Origin of the sequence: Roseburia amylophila (assembly GCF_025567465.1) — a bacterium.
In the GTDB taxonomy this organism is placed as follows: domain Bacteria; phylum Bacillota; class Clostridia; order Lachnospirales; family Lachnospiraceae; genus Roseburia_C; species Roseburia_C amylophila.
Map to the genome: position 1 here is coordinate 110,387 of NZ_JAOQKI010000002.1, position 16,656 is coordinate 127,042.

Below are 16,656 nucleotides of genomic sequence, written 5' to 3' on the forward strand. Positions count from 1 at the left end.
CCCTAAAGTTACGGTTACCGTCTGTTCCTGATACTGTCCATCTGTCTGACGTTCAAATACAACTTCTACAGAATCACCTGCTGCACAATACTTAATCGCATCATTTAATTCTGTTGTAGATGAAACCTTGCTTCCATCAAAGGATGTGATAATATCTCCTGCCTGTAAGCCTGCCTGCTCTGCCGGTGAACCTTCCTTTACCTGATAGAGATATATTCCTTCCGGCATATTATAGGTCTGTGCAACGGTGGAGGATACATCTACACCGGAGATTCCAAGATATGCGGAACGGGATTCATCCACCTGTTCCCGGTTGATTAATTTTTCAATAATCGGAGACGCTGTATTAATCGGGATAGCATAGCCCATACCTTCTACACTGGTATCAGAATATTTTACAGAACTGATACCGATTACTTCACCCTTGGCGTTCAGTAATGCGCCACCACTATTACCAGGGTTAATAGCCGCATCAGTCTGAATCAGTTCATTGGTGGTGGTAGAACCGTCTTCATTTTCTACGGACACCTCTCGGTTCAATGCACTGATAACACCGGTTGTAACAGACTGCCCATAACCTAACGCATTTCCAATTGCGACTGCTGCCTGACCTACACTTAAGTCATCAGAATTGCCAAGGGTTGCAACCTTAATGGTACTTAAGGTGTCTGCGCTGATATCGGAAATCGGAACTGCAACGACTGCTAAGTCACTTCCTGCATCTGTTCCTTTTACTTCTGCGGCTACTGTGCTGTCATCTGAGAACTGCACGGTAATACTTTGGGCACCGGATACCACATGATTATTCGTTGCTACATAGATGTACTGGTCATCCTGGCTTACTATGATTCCGGAACCACAGCTTTCCTGTGGCTGTGATGCAGTATATCCATACCAGGTGCTTACCTGTTTTTCACTCATATTCGTAATTGCAACAATAGATGGCATTACATTATCTGCAATATCTGAGACATCCGTCAAATCGGTTACTGCTTTGGATGAAGTATTTGCTGCCTTAACAGTATCTCCGCTGCTACTCTTATTCAGGGAAGCCTCTGTCTTAGCAGATTCAGAGTTGCTCCACTTCGTTCCAAGCAACTGATTTGTTCCCGCAAATACGCTTCCTGAAATCAATCCAAAGACTAATGCAATAGCTGCACATTTTGCAAGTTTTACACCAAATCCGCCTTTACCATGTTCTTTCTTTACTTTTTCTTTCCGTTTTTTCTTCTGCTGATTCTGTCCATATGGCTGTGTTCCCTGATTATAATAGGCATTTCCCTGTCCATACTGGGTTCCCTGACTATAATAGGCATTTCCCTGTCCATACTGGGTTCCCTGACTGTAGCCCTGTGAAGTATTTCCGTTCACCTGACTGCTCCATGAAGTATTTGTTCCGTCTCCTGTCTGCTGGTTCGTCTGATTATATGAATAAGGAGAGCCGGAGTTAAAATTGTTGTTATAATTGTTTTCCATAAAGATTACTCCTTTCATCTCTTTGTTACTTTCTGATTATGATAATATCCATAAATTGTGTTAGTTCTGTGTCTATTTATTGAGAAAAATATGTTTCTTTTATGTTTAATTTGTAAAAAGCTCTGCAAAAGAGGATATATTTTACATTAGAATTTTTTCTATAAAAAAGGACATTTTATTTTCACACCGAAATACCACCGTTCTTAATATTTCGTTTTGCTTTTTGCTATAAAAACAGTCTTTCCAATGTTTGACATAGATAGCTCCACCGTTCGTCGAAGTACGGATGCCTGATAAGGACTGTTAGGGGCACTTAGGATTTCGTCTGGCACCCGGCAACGCTGGCACAGGACGTGCCAGCGAGGCGCATCTGAACATGGATGTGAATATGCGCCGGTTGCCAGATGAATTAAACTTTATCCGAAATCCTTAGTGCCCCTTGCAGGCATTATGTGGCATCCGTATTCAACGGACGGTGGAGCTATCTTAAGTCAAAGCAACGGAAAGACAGTTTACAAGCAAGCAAAACAAAATTTTAGAACGGCTGGCATTTTAGTGTGCACAAAATAAAATGTCCTTTCATAGAAATAGAATTCTAAGTAAAACCGCATCTTCTTTTCCAATTGCTCTATAAATTACTCAACCGTTACTGATTTTGCAAGATTTCTTGGTTTATCCACATCACAGCCCTTTCCAACTGCTACATAGTAGCTGAACAGCTGCAATGGAATAATTGCCAGTGAATTGGCAAAATATGCATTGGTCTGTGGAATATAGATGACATAATCTGCTGTCTTTTCAATCTCTGTATTGCCTTCATTGGTGACTGCCATGACAAATGCGCCTCTGGTCTTCACTTCTACAATATTGCTGATGGTCTTTTTCAGCAGTGCATCCTGTGTTGCCACTGCAACGACCGGTGTACCATCTTCAATCAGGGAAATGGTTCCATGCTTTAACTCACCTGCTGCATATGCCTCAGAATGAATATAGGAAATCTCCTTTAATTTTAAAGAACCTTCCATGGAAATCGCATAATCAATTCCTCTTCCGATAAAGAAAATATCCTTAGCTGCAATGAAACGGTTGGCAAATTTCTGGATCTTTTCTTTATGGCTCAGTAACATTTCTACCTGATCCGGCAGCTTCTTAAGGTCACGAAGCATTTCTCCTACTTCTGCTTCTGTAACTTTACCACGAACCTGTGCAAATTTAATTGCCAGAAGATATTGTGCCACAAGCTGTGCACTGTATGCCTTTGTAGTTGCAACTGCAATTTCCGGTCCAGCCCAGGTATACATTACTTTATCTGCCTCTCTTGCAATGGAGCTTCCAACTACGTTTACAATACCAAGGGTCTTAACGCCACGCTCTTTTGCCATACGGAGTGCTGCCAGGGAATCTGCTGTCTCTCCGGACTGACTGATAATAATGACAAGGGCTCCGTCCTCTAAAATCGGATTCCGGTAGCGGAACTCAGATGCCACATCTACTTCTACCGGAATTCTTGCCATTCCCTCGAAAATATACTTACTGGTAAATCCGGTATGATAAGCAGAACCGCAGGCAACAATGTGAATTCTGTTGATATTTCTGATTTCTTCGTCACTCATTCCAAGCTCATCGATGACAATTCTGCCATCCTTGATACGCGGACTGATGGTATCTCTTATGGTCTTTGGCTGTTCATTCATTTCTTTTAACATAAAATGCTCATAGCCGCCTTTTTCAGCTGCATGAATATCCCACTCGATATGTTTGCATTCTTTTTCGATAGATTCCCCGTCTACATTAAAGAATTCTATTTTTTCCTCGGAGAGGCGGGCAATTTCTTCATTTTCAATAAAATATACATCTCTGGTATATTTTAAAATTGCCGGGACATCAGATGCAATCAGATTCTCCCCCTCACCTCTTCCTACAATCAGAGGACTGTCCTTACGGACTGCATAGATAACATCCGGATTCTCTGCAAAGATAATTCCCAGTGCATAAGAACCTTCCACACGATGCATGACCTTGGTAATGGTCTCCAATGGATTCCCGGTATAGTAATAATCCAGCAGCTGGGCCACAACCTCAGTGTCCGTGTCTGACTGGAACTTATAGCCTTTTTCTAATAACTTTTTCTTTAATTTCATATAGTTTTCAATGATACCATTGTGTACCACAGCAATCGTACCGGCTTCATTGAAATGTGGATGCGCATTGATATCACTCGGTGCACCATGGGTTGCCCAGCGTGTGTGACCGATTCCAACCGTTCCCGGCAAGGTAGCACCCTCATGGGTCAGCTCAGATAATACCTTTAATCTTCCGGTCGCCTTAGCCATGTTAATCTTCTTCCCATCAAAGATTGCCATACCTGCCGAATCATAACCACGGTACTCCAGTTTTGAAAGTCCATCCAACAAAATTGGTGCAGCCTGTTTCTTCCCTATATATCCAACAATTCCGCACATAATTCTTCCTCCTGCTTTTCTTTTACATTCTATTCCAATTGCTGTTGTTTCATCCTATCTTTTATAGAACTGTCTTTATCGTCCTTTTGACATTATATAAGAATAACCGGGGATTATCCAGTCCTTTTTTGAAATCTATATCAGCGCATGAACATAATAAAAACTTGCTGCAGATATCAATATGAAAAACATATAAATTCCACCGTATAACATACGATTTACTTTTTGTGGTATCTTTTCAAGTACCAAAGTCAGTCCTGTCGTGACAAAATATAGAAACGGAATCAGCATCGGCATCAGATACCGCCCCTGTGGCTGATAGTCACTATAAAAAGAATAATAAATACTCAATCCGCATGGAATTACCATGCATATCAGAAATGTGATATGCAGCAGTCTGTCTGACGAAAATATTTTTCTTTTCCACCCGCCTGCCAGATAGCCAATAATTCCAGCAAGAAAAAGTATTCCAATCCCCAGATAGCCCCTGCCCATCAGATTCCAGTCGCAGGTCCTTAATATTCCAATAAAGCTAATCAGTGATGTTCTCAGCCAGCCGGAAGTAAATAACATCTGATGCCATGACCAGCCCTGATGATATGGCGTCGGCCGTTCTGACGGACGGAATCCCGGCTGTGCATACATTTCCCCATATTTATCCGTTGTTCGAAGTCCAAGGAAATCACCATCATATAATATTGCACTCCGGATAAACCACCAGCCAGCTAAAAGTATTGCTACAATAGCAATTACTGCTGCCATCCTGAACATCCGATGCATGTCAGTTCTTTTTCCTTCACCTTCTATTTGCCTTTCCTTCCAGTAGGAAATAAAGAAAAACGGTATACTCATCAAAAGATAACCGTAGGCATTATAATAAGATAATGCACATAACCCTATTCCAGTTCCTAATAGGATACAGCTTTTCCAGTCCCAGTGTCTGTCCCTGCCCCTAAGCCAGGCATAAATAATCCATGCAATTGTAAATAATGCAAAGGAATCATTATTCAGATAACTTCCAAGATACATTACCTGGGGCAGCAGGGTTCCAGACATTACGAACAAAAATCTGCTTCTATTGGTTTGAAATAAGTACTCTCCTATCTGAAACATCAAATATGCCATTCCGGTTATGGAAAGTACACTGGTGAATCTGACTGCCACATACAGCCAATACACATTTGTGGTAAATAAAAAAGCTATTTTCAAAAAAACTCCACTTATCATATATGACAGAATCGGAGTAAATCCATATGATATTCCCCAGATTGGATTTCTTAGCGCCGGGTCCGTTCCATCAGGAAGCTTTCCATGGGACGCTATATAATTACAGATATCATATTTCATTGCTTCATCCGGCCCGCTTCCGGAAGTAGTTGCCATACTCCAAATTGTCAATGCCAGAAATAAACATATTAAATACCCTCTTTTCAGAGTCTGATTTGTCTTTTCCATTCTCATTTCCTTTTCATTATTAATTTCTTCTTCATGATGAATCGTTGGTATTATACTCCTGAAAACTTATCCAGACAACTAAGTGTTCTCTTACTATTTTCTTAAGACTTTCTTTACCCTATTGATTTTACCAAAACATACGTTATCATAATAAAGGATTAAGAAGTAATACTTTATGAAAGGAGCCAATGTTATGAAACTATCCATTGTAATACCAGTGTATTTTAACCATGATAACCTTCTTCCACTTTACAATGATCTGCGGGAAAAGGTTTTATGTAAACTAGATTGTGACTATGAAATTCTCATGGTTGATGATGGTTCCAAAGATAAATCCTATGATGTCATCTGCGAGCTTGCCCGCCTAGATACACATATTATCCCATTAAAATTATCCCGTAATTTTGGTGAACATGCTGCCATTCTTGCAGGACTCTCCCGCTGCAGTGGCGATTGTGCTGTCCGCAAAGCTGCCGACTTACAGGAACCGTCCGAATTAATCTTAAGTATGTTAGAAAAATACAGGGATGGTAATAAGGTAGTACTTGCTACCCGTGCTGACCGTGAGGAACCTCTTACACAGAAAGCTGTTTCTTCCCTTTATGCCTATATTATGAAGGAGGTTGCACTTCCCACCATGCCCAAAGGTGGATTTGACAGTTTTCTGATTGACCGCCAAATCATTGACCTGCTGGTCGCAATGAAGGAAAAAAATACCTCTCTTATGGGACAGGTCCTGTGGAGTGGCTTTCAGACTGCAACTGTTCCTTATATCCGGAAAAAAAGAACCATCGGACATTCCCGATGGACTCTTCACAAAAAAATAAAACTTGCCACGGATTCCCTGATAGGATTCTCCAGCTTTCCGATTACCATGGTCACTGCAGCCGGTGCCGGAGTATTTCTCTTTGCACTCATTCTGTTCTTTATTACAATTTACCGGAAAATGACCGGAATTATAACTGCAGAAGGCTATACCTCATTATTAATCGTACTTTTAATGGGTATGGGAATTATTATGCTTTCCATCGGTATTATTGGTTCCTACATCTGGCGTATTTATGATGCCACCAGAAACCGTCCACCATTCATTATTGATGAACCGATGACACCAAAGACCTCCATGGCAGACACACAAACTGCCTTACCTAAAACTGAAAATAAATAAACGGACTGCCCTTCACATAAGCCAGACCAAGGATAAGGCCTATCTCAACAAAGAAAATCACAAGAGACCAGAAATGATTTAAATCCATAACCGGATAAAAACCATTGACGGTCTTTTCTTTTTTCTTTGCTGCCCTAAGATATGCAGCCACTGTTGCAATGCAAAGAATAATAATTGCTGCAATGGCAAAGCTGTACGGATGTGTAATGCCCGCCCGGAAGCCAAATAACTGTTTTAATACCAGCCATGCCTTCGGCACATTTTCTGCCCGGAAGAATATCCAGCAGATGCAGACAAAAATGTCCGTTCCGAGGATGGATAAGGTATCCACCAGAACATTTTTCTTTCTCTCCTGCCCTTTCTGATACCCAGCCAGTTTCCGGAAGCCCTTGTGGATACAAAGAGCCAGTCCATGGAGACCCCCCCACAATACAAAGCTCCATTCTGCACCGTGCCAGAGTCCCCCTAAAAGCATCGTTATCATCAGGTTTACATAAGTACGAATACGTCCCTTGCGGTTACCACCCAGTGGAATATAAAGATACTGCATCAGCCAGCTTGAAAGGCTGATATGCCACCGTTTCCAGAACTCACTGACATTATGTGATATATATGGAAGGTTAAAGTTCACCGGTAATTCATAGCCCATACATTTTGCACAGCCGATTGCCATATCCGAATAACCGGAAAAATCCATATAAATCTGAATGGCATAGGCTGCTACTGCCAGCGCAACCGTTCCGGAACCAAATATCTGCGGACTACGATATACTTCATCCACAAATACAGAAATATTGTCCGCCAGTACCACTTTTTTAAACATACCAAATACAAATATCTGTATTCCACTTTCCAGTCCCGCAAGTGTAACCTTCCGGTTCTCCTTAAGCTGTGGCAGAAACTCCGACGCTTTTACAATCGGTCCCGCTACAAGCTGCGGAAAAAAACTTAAGTACAACGCAAACTGCAAAAAGCTTTTTTCTTTTTCTATCTTCCCGGTATAGACATCAATGGTATAGCTCAATGCCTGAAAGGTATAAAAGGAAATTCCTACCGGAAGAATCAGATTCAGCACTCCCGGTGTCAGATGAAACACATCACAAAAGGAAGTCACAAAGAAATCATAATATTTAAAAATTCCAAGGACCGTCAAAGGCGTGCCTACTCCAATCAGAAGAGAAATCCGGCTCTGCCACAGATGCTTTTCATCTTTTTTTACCGCGGTAAAAAAGGAAATCCATGTAATCCCCATTAAAAGCAGGCAAAGCTGCATATTCCACCAGCCATAAAAAACATAACTGGCTATCAGAAGGATTCCCTGGCATATGATGCGGCGCTTTATTTCCGCAAAAGGCAGCACCCTCTGTACAAGAAGTAAAAGAAGAAGCACTACAAGAAAAAACAGTAAAAAGCTTACACTTGCAAAACTCATCTCTGCTCCTCCTCTCCGATTGCATCATAAATGCACTGTGCCAGAAGCTCATGTCCATATGCATTAAGATGCCCATAGCCAACTGTTGTATTATCAAATCCACTGGCTACGATATGCTCTTTCACATAGGCTTCCTCTACGGAATCTGTCATGTCCGCAAAAATAATATTATATTTTCCACATAATTCTGCAAAAGTATCTCTGGTGTCCACACTTGCAGAGCATTCATAACTACCACCCTCTGTCAATGTCATATCCGGAATATAATAAATCACCGCCTGAACATCTGCTTCTTCCGCTGTCCTGCTGATATAGGCAAGCAGTTCCTCCGTGGCCGCATAGGTGTCATCACCAAATACATCATATCCGGCATTTTCCGTAATCGTTACATCTGCTTCGCCATTGTTCTGGCTCTGCAGATTCTTATACTGCTGATACAATAGCTTGATATAAGGATTCTTTTCTAATACTTCCAGTGCCGGTATTCCGCTTCCCGCTGTCAGCTCAGGCATTTCATGGTTCAATGCCTGCGCAGCTTCTACCGGATTCATTGCCAGTGTTCCGGTCTCTAACGCAACATATTCAGCAGGCCGATAAACCTTAAGGGCATTTTCCAAATTACTGATATTACGGTAAATGGTATGAGCTGACATTCCCACGTTGTATACATACCGGTTGCTTCCATCTTCGGCGTATTTCTCATTTAGCAAATAAGATACACAATCATCCTCGTTGACATACAGTCCTTCCGTCTGGGAAGAACCCATCATTAAAATAGCAGTCTTTCTTCCATCCGCCGGATAACTGTTGTTATAACCACTGTCATCTGTAGTTCCCATGGCAAAACCTTCCGTTCCTCTCGCCCAGAACGTATCTGCCTGTCTTACATAGCTGGTCACTCCATTTCCACATGGTTCATGTACCGGAGGGTTGTAATAAAATACGCAAAAAAGCGCCAGAATTGCAAATGCTGTAATTCCAGCTCCTATTACCTTTCCGATAAAGCAGAATATTGTTTTTCCTGTTGTATTCCCTTTTTCCGATGTTCTTCCCGCCATGGAGAACCTCCTGTCATGATATAAGAAACAACTTTTCTGAATTCGTTTTCCGTCTCTTTTTCGTCTCTTCCTTATTTCCTGCGAAAGAAAAGCTGTCCTATTCCAGACAGCTTTTCCTATGAATATTTTTATTTATCTTTCTTTACTGTGTCTGGGTATCCGCCTCTGTGTCCTCTGCCGTAAACGGATTTGTATCTCTTACTGTATCCGAAGCAGTCTTTCCAGACTCATTGATTACGGATTTACTGATATTCTTTACGGTCTGTGTTGTCTCATAATCTTCTACATCAAATAAATACTGATGCAGTAAATTCACATTGGTTTCCAGATCTGTAGGAACTACTACATCGCCAAGCTTTCCTCCCATACGCTCTGTGGTAAGCTGGAATGGCCAGCCCTGTGTATCTGCCAGTTCGTAGTCTTTGATACCTGCTGCCAGTCCCAATATTTCAGAACTGCTAAGACTTGTGGAAATATCCGGGAATAATTTATCAATCACCTTATTTAATGTAGGAAGACTGGCTGCTTTTGCCTTCTCGACTATTTTACTGATAACGGTTCTCTGACGCTCGGTACGGCCGTAGTCATCACCACCGCTGTAACGGTCACGGCAATAAGCCAATGCCTGGATTCCGTTCACTGTCTGAAGTCCAGGTCCGGAAACTGCTGTTCCATTGGTTCCCATTACCTCATTCATCTCATTGATATATATTTTCATGGTTTCTGCTTCTTTGGAACTAATATCAAGTTCAATTCCACCCAGTGCATCTACCACTTCCATAACTGCATTAAAGTCCACAGCTACATACTCTTTAATATCCAGATCAAGATTCTTATTCAATGCTGCAACTGCACCGGTCGGACCGCCTTTTGCATATGCTGCATTGAGTTTTCTTAAATCGTCATCATCATCTACTGCCAGGAAAGAATCACGGTAAACCGATATCAGTCTTACTTCCTTCGTATCATTATTAATACTTGCAATCATGATACAGTCACTGTTTCCGGACTCATATTTGCCGGTACTGCGGTTATCAATACCAAATAATGCAATGTTCGTATAACCATCTAACAATTCCTGGGTTTTGGCATCAATATTAATATTCAGCTTATCTTCATCCAAATCACCGGTATTATTGAGTTTATTTAATTTAATAATTACAAATAATGCTGCCAGAAGAATTAAGATAACCAGTACTTCCACTATAAAAAGAATCAATTTTCTCTTTCTTCTCTGACGTCTGGTCATTTTCTTTCTTTTACGGTTTCTATTATTACTACTTGTACTCATAAGTCATCTCCATTATCTTATTTTCCTGATGTTAAACAGTTTCTATTCATTTTTTCAAAACAATTGAAACTAATATATAACAAAACACTTTTTGTGTCAATATTATCCATGATAGCTTAATATCCGTTTTAGAAAAATTAAGCGATTCTTAATCATTACACCCACGCTGTTATGGGAAAAATCGGATACATTCTTTTCATGCCTCCGGTAAAGAATCAATGGTTCCTTTAAAAATACCGTGCGGTGATATTTCAAATCACATTTCACACCAATCCACTGATCATGCATGGTAACATCCTTCGGAATCGGAAGTACTGCATCCAATACCTCTTTCCGAAATGCCATGCAGCAGCCCATATAGGTATTCTTAATAATATTTTTAATCGCACCTCTTCCACTGTGGCGGTAAACAAAAAAGGACTGCATCAGTGTCTCTTTGCATGCAGCATCTGTCACTCTGGCATCATGAACCACAACCATGGCTTTCTTCCTCCGGAATACTTCCATGACTTTCTCTACTTTATCTGGCATCCAGACATCATCCTGGTCTGCAAGGAAAATATAATCGCCCCGGCACGCCCTAAGTCCTGCTTCCACATTGGCAATAACGCCTTCACCCGGTCCTTCCATAACACGGATTCTGGCATCCTGTTCCTGATAGGACTTAAGGATTTCCCTCGTAGTATCCAGTGAACCATCATCCGATACCACCAGTTCATCACCCAGTCCGATATTTTTAAGTATGCTGTCTATCTGTTCTCTGATATAGGTTTCTCCGTTATAGGTTACTACTAAGACCGATATCATTCTCTCTCTTCCTCTCCTGTAAGAAACAGTGTTTCATACTGCTGTACAATTGCTTCCCAGCTATACCATTTCTTCATTCTGTCCTTTGCTTTCCGGCCAAGCTCTTCCCTCTCTGCTTCATCCATAGTATCTGCTTTCTGAATCAGAGTGGCAAGATTTCCATTTTCCTTATTCCAGTACAGTGCGGCATCTTCCCCCACTTCTTTATTAAAGCCCACATCTAAAAGCAGGTTCAGTTTTGTGGTACTGAGTGCCTCAAGAAGGGATGGATTGGTTCCTCCCACCTCATGTCCATGGAAATATCCATACGCAAAGCAGCGGATTTCTGCCAGCAATGCAGCATCATACACGGTTCCTGCAAATTTAATCCGCTTGTCATTTAAAAAGCCGGTTTTCTCTTTTAAACTTTCATAAAAAGCATTTTCTTCCACATTTGTGATGATTACAAGATCTTTTGTGGAATCAGATGCCATAAATTCCCGAATCATTGTCTCGTAATTATTTTCCGGGACAAATCTTCCGACGATAAGATAATAATTTTCTTTTCTGATATCAAACTTCTGATACCATGCCAGCAAATCCTCTGTTGGTTCACCTGCTTTATAAGATAGTGTTCCATATGCGATAAATGTGGTCTTCGGCTGATATTTATGATATTCATCCCTGATATACTGTTCAATATTCTTTGAATCACAGACTAATAAATCTGCGTGCTTTACCATTCCCTTTTCCGAATATTTCCAGTATTTACGAATCCATTTATTCCATTTTGCCCGCATAAATTCATGTCCATCCGGATTTACATAAAGTGTACCAGACAACCGGTGCAGCTGCCTTTTAAAGTGCCCCACAAATGGTCCGATTCTGCATGCCAGCACATAGACAACGGCATCCTCTATCTTTTCTTTTTTAATTTTCTGAATGCAGTAACGAAATGCTGCCAAATCATAATACACGGCTCTCGCTGGTCCGATATCCGGCACCTTCACCCGGAAGCATTTCGCATTATGATAAGTAAATTCTTCATTATGGTCAGACATGCACGCCACATGGTACTGAATGTCTTCACTGACTGCCTGTCCGGTCAGATTCTCTACAAATGTCTCGAACCCACCGTAAGCCGCCGGAATTCCTTTACTTCCTATAATAAATACATGTTTCATTTTCTATCCCTTATAAACTGCTGTAAGTTTTGCATCCAGCATAATCTGATATCCCGCTTTTTGCAGACGTCCGGCAAAATCTATTGCTCTCTCTAACGGTTCTTTATCCAGAGCAATTCCGCCAGCCTTAAGATATGCTTCTTTCTTTATGATACACTGTTCCAACGGAACGGCGCTGACATTCTGCGGAAGCACTGCCCGGTTGAAATATCCCTTGAAGCAGACCGGAAGTTTTTCAAAAAGGTATCCCTTCTTTCCATCCGGTAATACGCCAATGCCTGCCGAAACTAACTTCCGGTGCTTTTTAAACCGGACACCTGTCAGTCCCACTTTATTTAAGCAGGCATATTGTGCCAGTTCTTTTCGTTCTCTCTCCCCAAGCAATCTGGTGCGACGGCTGTCATAAATGAAAAGATATTCCCTTGTGCTGTTTTCTACCAGTTCATTTAAAGCATCTTTTTCCTTTATTTCCGCAAGATTAATAAGCTCCGGCTCCGGAACTTCCTGTTCATAAATCACTTCATAAGAATTATGCCCCTGGGCTTCTTTAATCTCTGCCGGGATTTTCCGCCTCTGCACGTAAGCTTCCAATGCCCGCTTTCCCGCATCATAGGCATAATCCTTGGACAGGGAACTGCCTGCCGTGGAACCACTGTGTATTCTCCAATGATAAAGAATCTTTCGAATATGATAAATGGCATCCGTCTGCTCCGTCAGGCGGAGCACCAGTTCATAGTCCTGGGCACCATCATAGCAGGGATTGAAATCCCCCACCTTCTCTAACATGGTCTTCTTTACTACCAGAAAATGGCAGATATAATTATAATGCATCAGCAATTCTGGATTATAATCCGTCTTAAAATGTGGCCGGCTGTGTATCCCGGATTCTGCATCAATTTTATCTTCATCGGAATAAATCACCTGTGCATCCGGATGGGCATTTAACATCCGCACCACTTCATAAAGGGCATTGGCAGCCAGCACATCATCATGGTCCAATAATCCGATATATTCACCCATTGCCATCGCAACTGCCTCATTGGTATTCTCTGAAATCCCACCATTTTCCAACAGTCTGCGGTAACGTATTCTTGCATCCTCTTTATAATTTTCTGCAAGAAAACGTTCGATTTTATCAGTAGGGCTTCCATCTGCAAGACACAGTTCCCAGTTTTCATAGGACTGTCCCAGCATGCCCTCTATCAGTTCCCGTAAGAAGCATTCCGGTGTCTCATATAATGGTACTACAACAGAAACCAGCGGCATATGTTCAAACAACGTATTCCGCTGCACCTTCCATTCTTCTTTTGTCACCATATAATTCTGCCAGTTTTTCGTATATTCATGGTCTATGGGCTCATATTTTGTTTCCATTACTTTAATCGCCAGTCCCCGGAGTCCATGCTTGCGTATCATTCCAACTGCATATGCAGCCTTTTTCGTTAATCCCATTGCTTACTTCGATCCTTTTCCTGTTACAACAACCTGAATGGTCTTAAACAAGATTTTAATATCCAATGCCAGTGACCAGTTTGTAATATAGTAGGTATCCAGCTGTACCACTTCTTCAAAATCCGTAATGTCACTTCTTCCACTGACCTGCCACATTCCGGTAAGCCCCGGCTTAATTCCGAGTCTTGCCCGGTGCCTTGCCTCATATCCGGCAAATTCTTCCTCCGTCGGCGGTCTTGTGCCTACCAGACTCATATCCCCTTTTAAAATATTCCAGAACTGTGGCAGTTCATCAATGGAAAACTTCCGCATGAACCTGCCAACCGGAAATACTCTCGGATCATCTTCCATCTTAAACATCAGCCCTGACATCTCATTCTGCCCCATCAGCTCTTTTTTCTGTTCTTCTGCATTTACATTCATGGAACGGAATTTATAAAAGCGGAATTTCCTGCCATTTTTTCCCACACGAATCTGGGAAAAGAAAATCGGTCCTGGTGACTGCTTCTTAATAATCGGTGCAAAAATAATGGTAGCAATACCGGCAATCACCAATCCCACAAAACCGCCTACAATGTCCATCAGACGTTTAAAAAACAACTGACGTGGTGTTGCAATACACATACTGGAAGTTAAAACCATATAATTTCCACACTGCTCGATTACTTTATTCGGCATCAGCTTGGAAGCATGTACCAGATTAAAATGTACCGTAACGCCCATTTCCAGCAGATCATCTGCCAGTGCCTGGCTGCTGGCTATAGTATTGCCATTGATAAATACTTCATCTACCACATTATTTTTTACATATTCAAAGAAATCATCTGCATTTGCTACCACCGGAATGCCCCGGATAATTTCTCCCTTACGCATTGCATCCACTACAACAACTCCGTGCACGGCAAATTCCCGATATGGCAGATTTTCAAATTCCTTAAGACAGCTCTCCACCAGTTCATCTGTCGTTACCACTATCATGGCAGACAGATTTCTGTCATTCATCATCTTTTTCTTAATAAAATTCTTAAGCCCGGAACGGCCGACAAATTCAAAAATCATAGACAGTCCCCAGAACATCAGGAAAATCTGTCTGGAGAAGTCAGACTGTCTGGTCCAGTATCCATATACCATCATTCCGGCAACAATGATTGTTGCATGAACAACAACATGCTTAAATTCCTGCGTATTCTTTCTCCGCAGAATGCTCTTATAGGATTCGCCGAAAAATACCACGCAGATATCAATCAAAATAAGGACTACCGCTAATCGCTGATATTCCTCATTTAAAAACTCATTTTTTCTTCCAAAACGCATAAAATAGGATAAGGCATATGCAAGTTCCAGACAGATAATATCCAGAATCGTAAAGTCAAGATGCTTCATCCAGCTTTTTCGTTCTTTTTTATACATAATCTATTCCCTCTTATGCAATACAAGCCATCTTTTTAGGAATATTATACCAGTCCTACCCTGTCAGGTACAACCGAATTCTTTCTTAATTTTCTGTGAAAAAAGTATGTTCTTCTTCTGTCAAATGCTGTTTCTGTGAATATACAGCCAGCTTTCCGAATAGTCTTTCCGTTCTTTCTCACTCATCTTCCCATATTTTTCATAAGGAATCTTTGCCAGAACCATCTTTTCATTTCCACATTTAAAACATTCCACTTCATTTCTTCTTGAAACCGTCCGTATCCAGCCACATTTCGGACAAATATAAACTTTCATCATGTGTAACTCTACCTCCCTGTTACATGTTTTTTTCTAATTTTATATAGTATAACACTTCCTGTAAATAGAATGCACATTTAATTTTCATATTAAATAATTAATTGGACTAGCAAGAATCCATTTCTATTTTTTTTTCATTCTTTGACCACACCTTGCAAAACAATCAATTACTAATGTGTTAATTTTAGTTGCTAATATAGAAACCAACAAAGTAATACTACTTAACAAAATAATGATAGGAATAACCGTAACTTTTGTAATTGTTGTCGAAAACATTTCAAAATAGAATGCCTGTATAACATGGTGCGTCAAAAAAATAGCATAGGAATATTTGCCAAGCATTGATACAATACGTCCATCTACTCTATCTGGACAATGTACTCCAATTACAAACAACGAATATCCCAACAAAACGACTACTATATCGGTATTCCAAAGCAATGGAATTTTAATCCATAATAATATCATAGATAATACTATGGCTATAATTAGGTTCATACGCCTTTTCAAAATATTATCATACTCCGTCAATAACATACCACTCCAAAATGCAAAAATGTCAAATACTATCCATTCTCTTTCTGGAATAAATGGGATATGAAAGAAATTATTAACTACCACCAATATAATCAATACTGTTGAAAAAATCTTTCTAAATTTTCCATCAAATATTTTTTTCAACAAAGGGAAGCAAATATATATGATTATCAATGCTCCTAAAAACCACTCTCCTATAATATAATAATCTTCTACCACAGATTTTAAATAGCCATCCATCCCAATAATAGTTAAGAAAAACTTCCACGGACTACCCGCATACAAAAAATCTTTATGTACAAAAATTGCATCAACAAAATAAAGTGGGATATAGCATAAATAAAATAATGGAAATATTCTTACCCAACGCTTTTTCAAAAATTTTTTCCACTCAAATCCCTTTTTACTACTTAACATTAATCCTGCTCCAGAGATCATAAAGAACAAAAAGACTCCCACTCTTCCCCATTTTCCATTTGCATAATGGAGAAAAAAATTGTTATACCCTTTATAATTAAAATCTTCCAGTAAACAGCTAAAATGAAATAATACTATAATTAATACGCTACTACTTCTTATAATGTCTAAATATGTTTTTCTTTCTTTCATAAAATATATCTAACCTCA

At 40.4% G+C, this 16,656-nt stretch carries 13 protein-coding genes; 1 reads left to right on the forward strand and 12 read right to left on the reverse strand.

The genetic code is table 11. The annotated features are described in order from the left end of the window. From OCV43_RS01935 to OCV43_RS01945, 3 genes are all read right to left on the reverse strand, one after another. Positions 1 to 1,476: S1C family serine protease (locus OCV43_RS01935; protein ID WP_262623271.1), on the reverse strand; the 1,476-nt coding region annotated here is incomplete at its 3' end. A 635-nt stretch (positions 1,477 to 2,111) separates the two neighbouring features. Next, positions 2,112 to 3,938, reverse strand: a complete 1,827-nt coding sequence (gene glmS / locus OCV43_RS01940; RefSeq protein WP_262623272.1) for a glutamine--fructose-6-phosphate transaminase (isomerizing) — start codon at positions 3,936 to 3,938, stop codon at positions 2,112 to 2,114. Positions 3,939 to 4,073: 135 nt separating this feature from the next. Beyond that, a complete protein-coding gene (locus tag OCV43_RS01945) occupies positions 4,074 to 5,393 on the reverse strand; it encodes an ArnT family glycosyltransferase (RefSeq protein ID WP_227700565.1) in 1,320 nt (439 codons plus the stop codon). A gap of 193 nt (positions 5,394 to 5,586) precedes the next feature. Between OCV43_RS01945 and OCV43_RS01950 the strand changes: the two genes are divergently transcribed. Next, positions 5,587 to 6,561 (forward strand): glycosyltransferase family 2 protein, encoded by a 975-nt coding sequence (locus OCV43_RS01950; RefSeq protein ID WP_117697452.1) that lies wholly within the window; start codon positions 5,587 to 5,589, stop codon positions 6,559 to 6,561. Here the strand turns inward: OCV43_RS01950 and OCV43_RS01955 are convergent. From OCV43_RS01955 to OCV43_RS01995, 9 genes are all read right to left on the reverse strand, one after another. Beyond that, positions 6,542 to 7,993, reverse strand: coding sequence for an MBOAT family O-acyltransferase (locus OCV43_RS01955; protein ID WP_262623273.1), 1,452 nt, complete (start codon positions 7,991 to 7,993; stop codon positions 6,542 to 6,544). The two genes, OCV43_RS01950 and OCV43_RS01955, sit on opposite strands and share 20 nt — an antisense overlap. Then, positions 7,990 to 9,051 carry an SGNH/GDSL hydrolase family protein gene (locus OCV43_RS01960; protein ID WP_262623274.1) on the reverse strand — a complete coding sequence of 354 codons (1,062 nt, stop codon included), beginning with the start codon at positions 9,049 to 9,051 and terminating at the stop codon, positions 7,990 to 7,992. The genes OCV43_RS01955 and OCV43_RS01960 overlap by 4 nt, the downstream gene beginning before the upstream one ends. A 142-nt stretch (positions 9,052 to 9,193) precedes the next feature. Continuing rightward, complete coding sequence (locus OCV43_RS01965; protein WP_262623275.1) at positions 9,194 to 10,342, reverse strand: LCP family protein; 1,149 nt, start codon at positions 10,340 to 10,342, stop codon at positions 9,194 to 9,196. Positions 10,343 to 10,444: 102 nt separating this feature from the next. Continuing rightward, entirely contained in the window at positions 10,445 to 11,149 is a 705-nt protein-coding gene (locus OCV43_RS01970; RefSeq protein WP_262623276.1) for a glycosyltransferase family 2 protein, read from the reverse strand. Beyond that, positions 11,146 to 12,312, reverse strand: a complete 1,167-nt coding sequence (gene cps2T / locus OCV43_RS01975) for a beta 1-4 rhamnosyltransferase Cps2T (RefSeq protein WP_262623277.1) — start codon at positions 12,310 to 12,312, stop codon at positions 11,146 to 11,148. Before cps2T ends, OCV43_RS01970 begins: the two co-directional genes overlap by 4 nt. A 3-nt stretch (positions 12,313 to 12,315) precedes the next feature. Next, on the reverse strand, positions 12,316 to 13,764 hold the full coding sequence (locus tag OCV43_RS01980; protein ID WP_118056463.1) for a glycosyltransferase family 2 protein: 1,449 nt from the start codon (positions 13,762 to 13,764) through the stop codon (positions 12,316 to 12,318). A gap of 3 nt (positions 13,765 to 13,767) precedes the next feature. After that, the gene (locus OCV43_RS01985; protein WP_118056464.1) at positions 13,768 to 15,174 is read right to left on the reverse strand and encodes a sugar transferase; all 1,407 of its coding nucleotides are present in this window, start codon (positions 15,172 to 15,174) and stop codon (positions 13,768 to 13,770) included. A gap of 120 nt (positions 15,175 to 15,294) precedes the next feature. Continuing rightward, positions 15,295 to 15,492, reverse strand: a complete 198-nt coding sequence (locus OCV43_RS01990) for a hypothetical protein (protein ID WP_022244445.1) — start codon at positions 15,490 to 15,492, stop codon at positions 15,295 to 15,297. Positions 15,493 to 15,615: 123 nt separating this feature from the next. Next, positions 15,616 to 16,638, reverse strand: coding sequence for an acyltransferase family protein (locus OCV43_RS01995; protein WP_262623278.1), 1,023 nt, complete (start codon positions 16,636 to 16,638; stop codon positions 15,616 to 15,618). Positions 16,639 to 16,656 lie beyond the last annotated feature (18 nt).

Coding starts and splice junctions, on each gene's coding strand:
- OCV43_RS01950 (WP_117697452.1), top strand. CDS start 5,587: ATGAAACTATCCATTGTAATACCAGTGTATTTTAACCATGATAACCTT.
- OCV43_RS01990 (WP_022244445.1), bottom strand. CDS start 15,492: ATGATGAAAGTTTATATTTGTCCGAAATGTGGCTGGATACGGACGGTT.
- OCV43_RS01960 (WP_262623274.1), bottom strand. CDS start 9,051: ATGGCGGGAAGAACATCGGAAAAAGGGAATACAACAGGAAAAACAATA.
- OCV43_RS01980 (WP_118056463.1), bottom strand. CDS start 13,764: ATGGGATTAACGAAAAAGGCTGCATATGCAGTTGGAATGATACGCAAG.
- glmS (WP_262623272.1), bottom strand. CDS start 3,938: ATGTGCGGAATTGTTGGATATATAGGGAAGAAACAGGCTGCACCAATT.
- cps2T (WP_262623277.1), bottom strand. CDS start 12,312: ATGAAACATGTATTTATTATAGGAAGTAAAGGAATTCCGGCGGCTTAC.
- OCV43_RS01995 (WP_262623278.1), bottom strand. CDS start 16,638: ATGAAAGAAAGAAAAACATATTTAGACATTATAAGAAGTAGTAGCGTA.
- OCV43_RS01985 (WP_118056464.1), bottom strand. CDS start 15,174: ATGTATAAAAAAGAACGAAAAAGCTGGATGAAGCATCTTGACTTTACG.
- OCV43_RS01945 (WP_227700565.1), bottom strand. CDS start 5,393: ATGGAAAAGACAAATCAGACTCTGAAAAGAGGGTATTTAATATGTTTA.
- OCV43_RS01965 (WP_262623275.1), bottom strand. CDS start 10,342: ATGAGTACAAGTAGTAATAATAGAAACCGTAAAAGAAAGAAAATGACC.
- OCV43_RS01970 (WP_262623276.1), bottom strand. CDS start 11,149: ATGATATCGGTCTTAGTAGTAACCTATAACGGAGAAACCTATATCAGA.
- OCV43_RS01955 (WP_262623273.1), bottom strand. CDS start 7,993: ATGAGTTTTGCAAGTGTAAGCTTTTTACTGTTTTTTCTTGTAGTGCTT.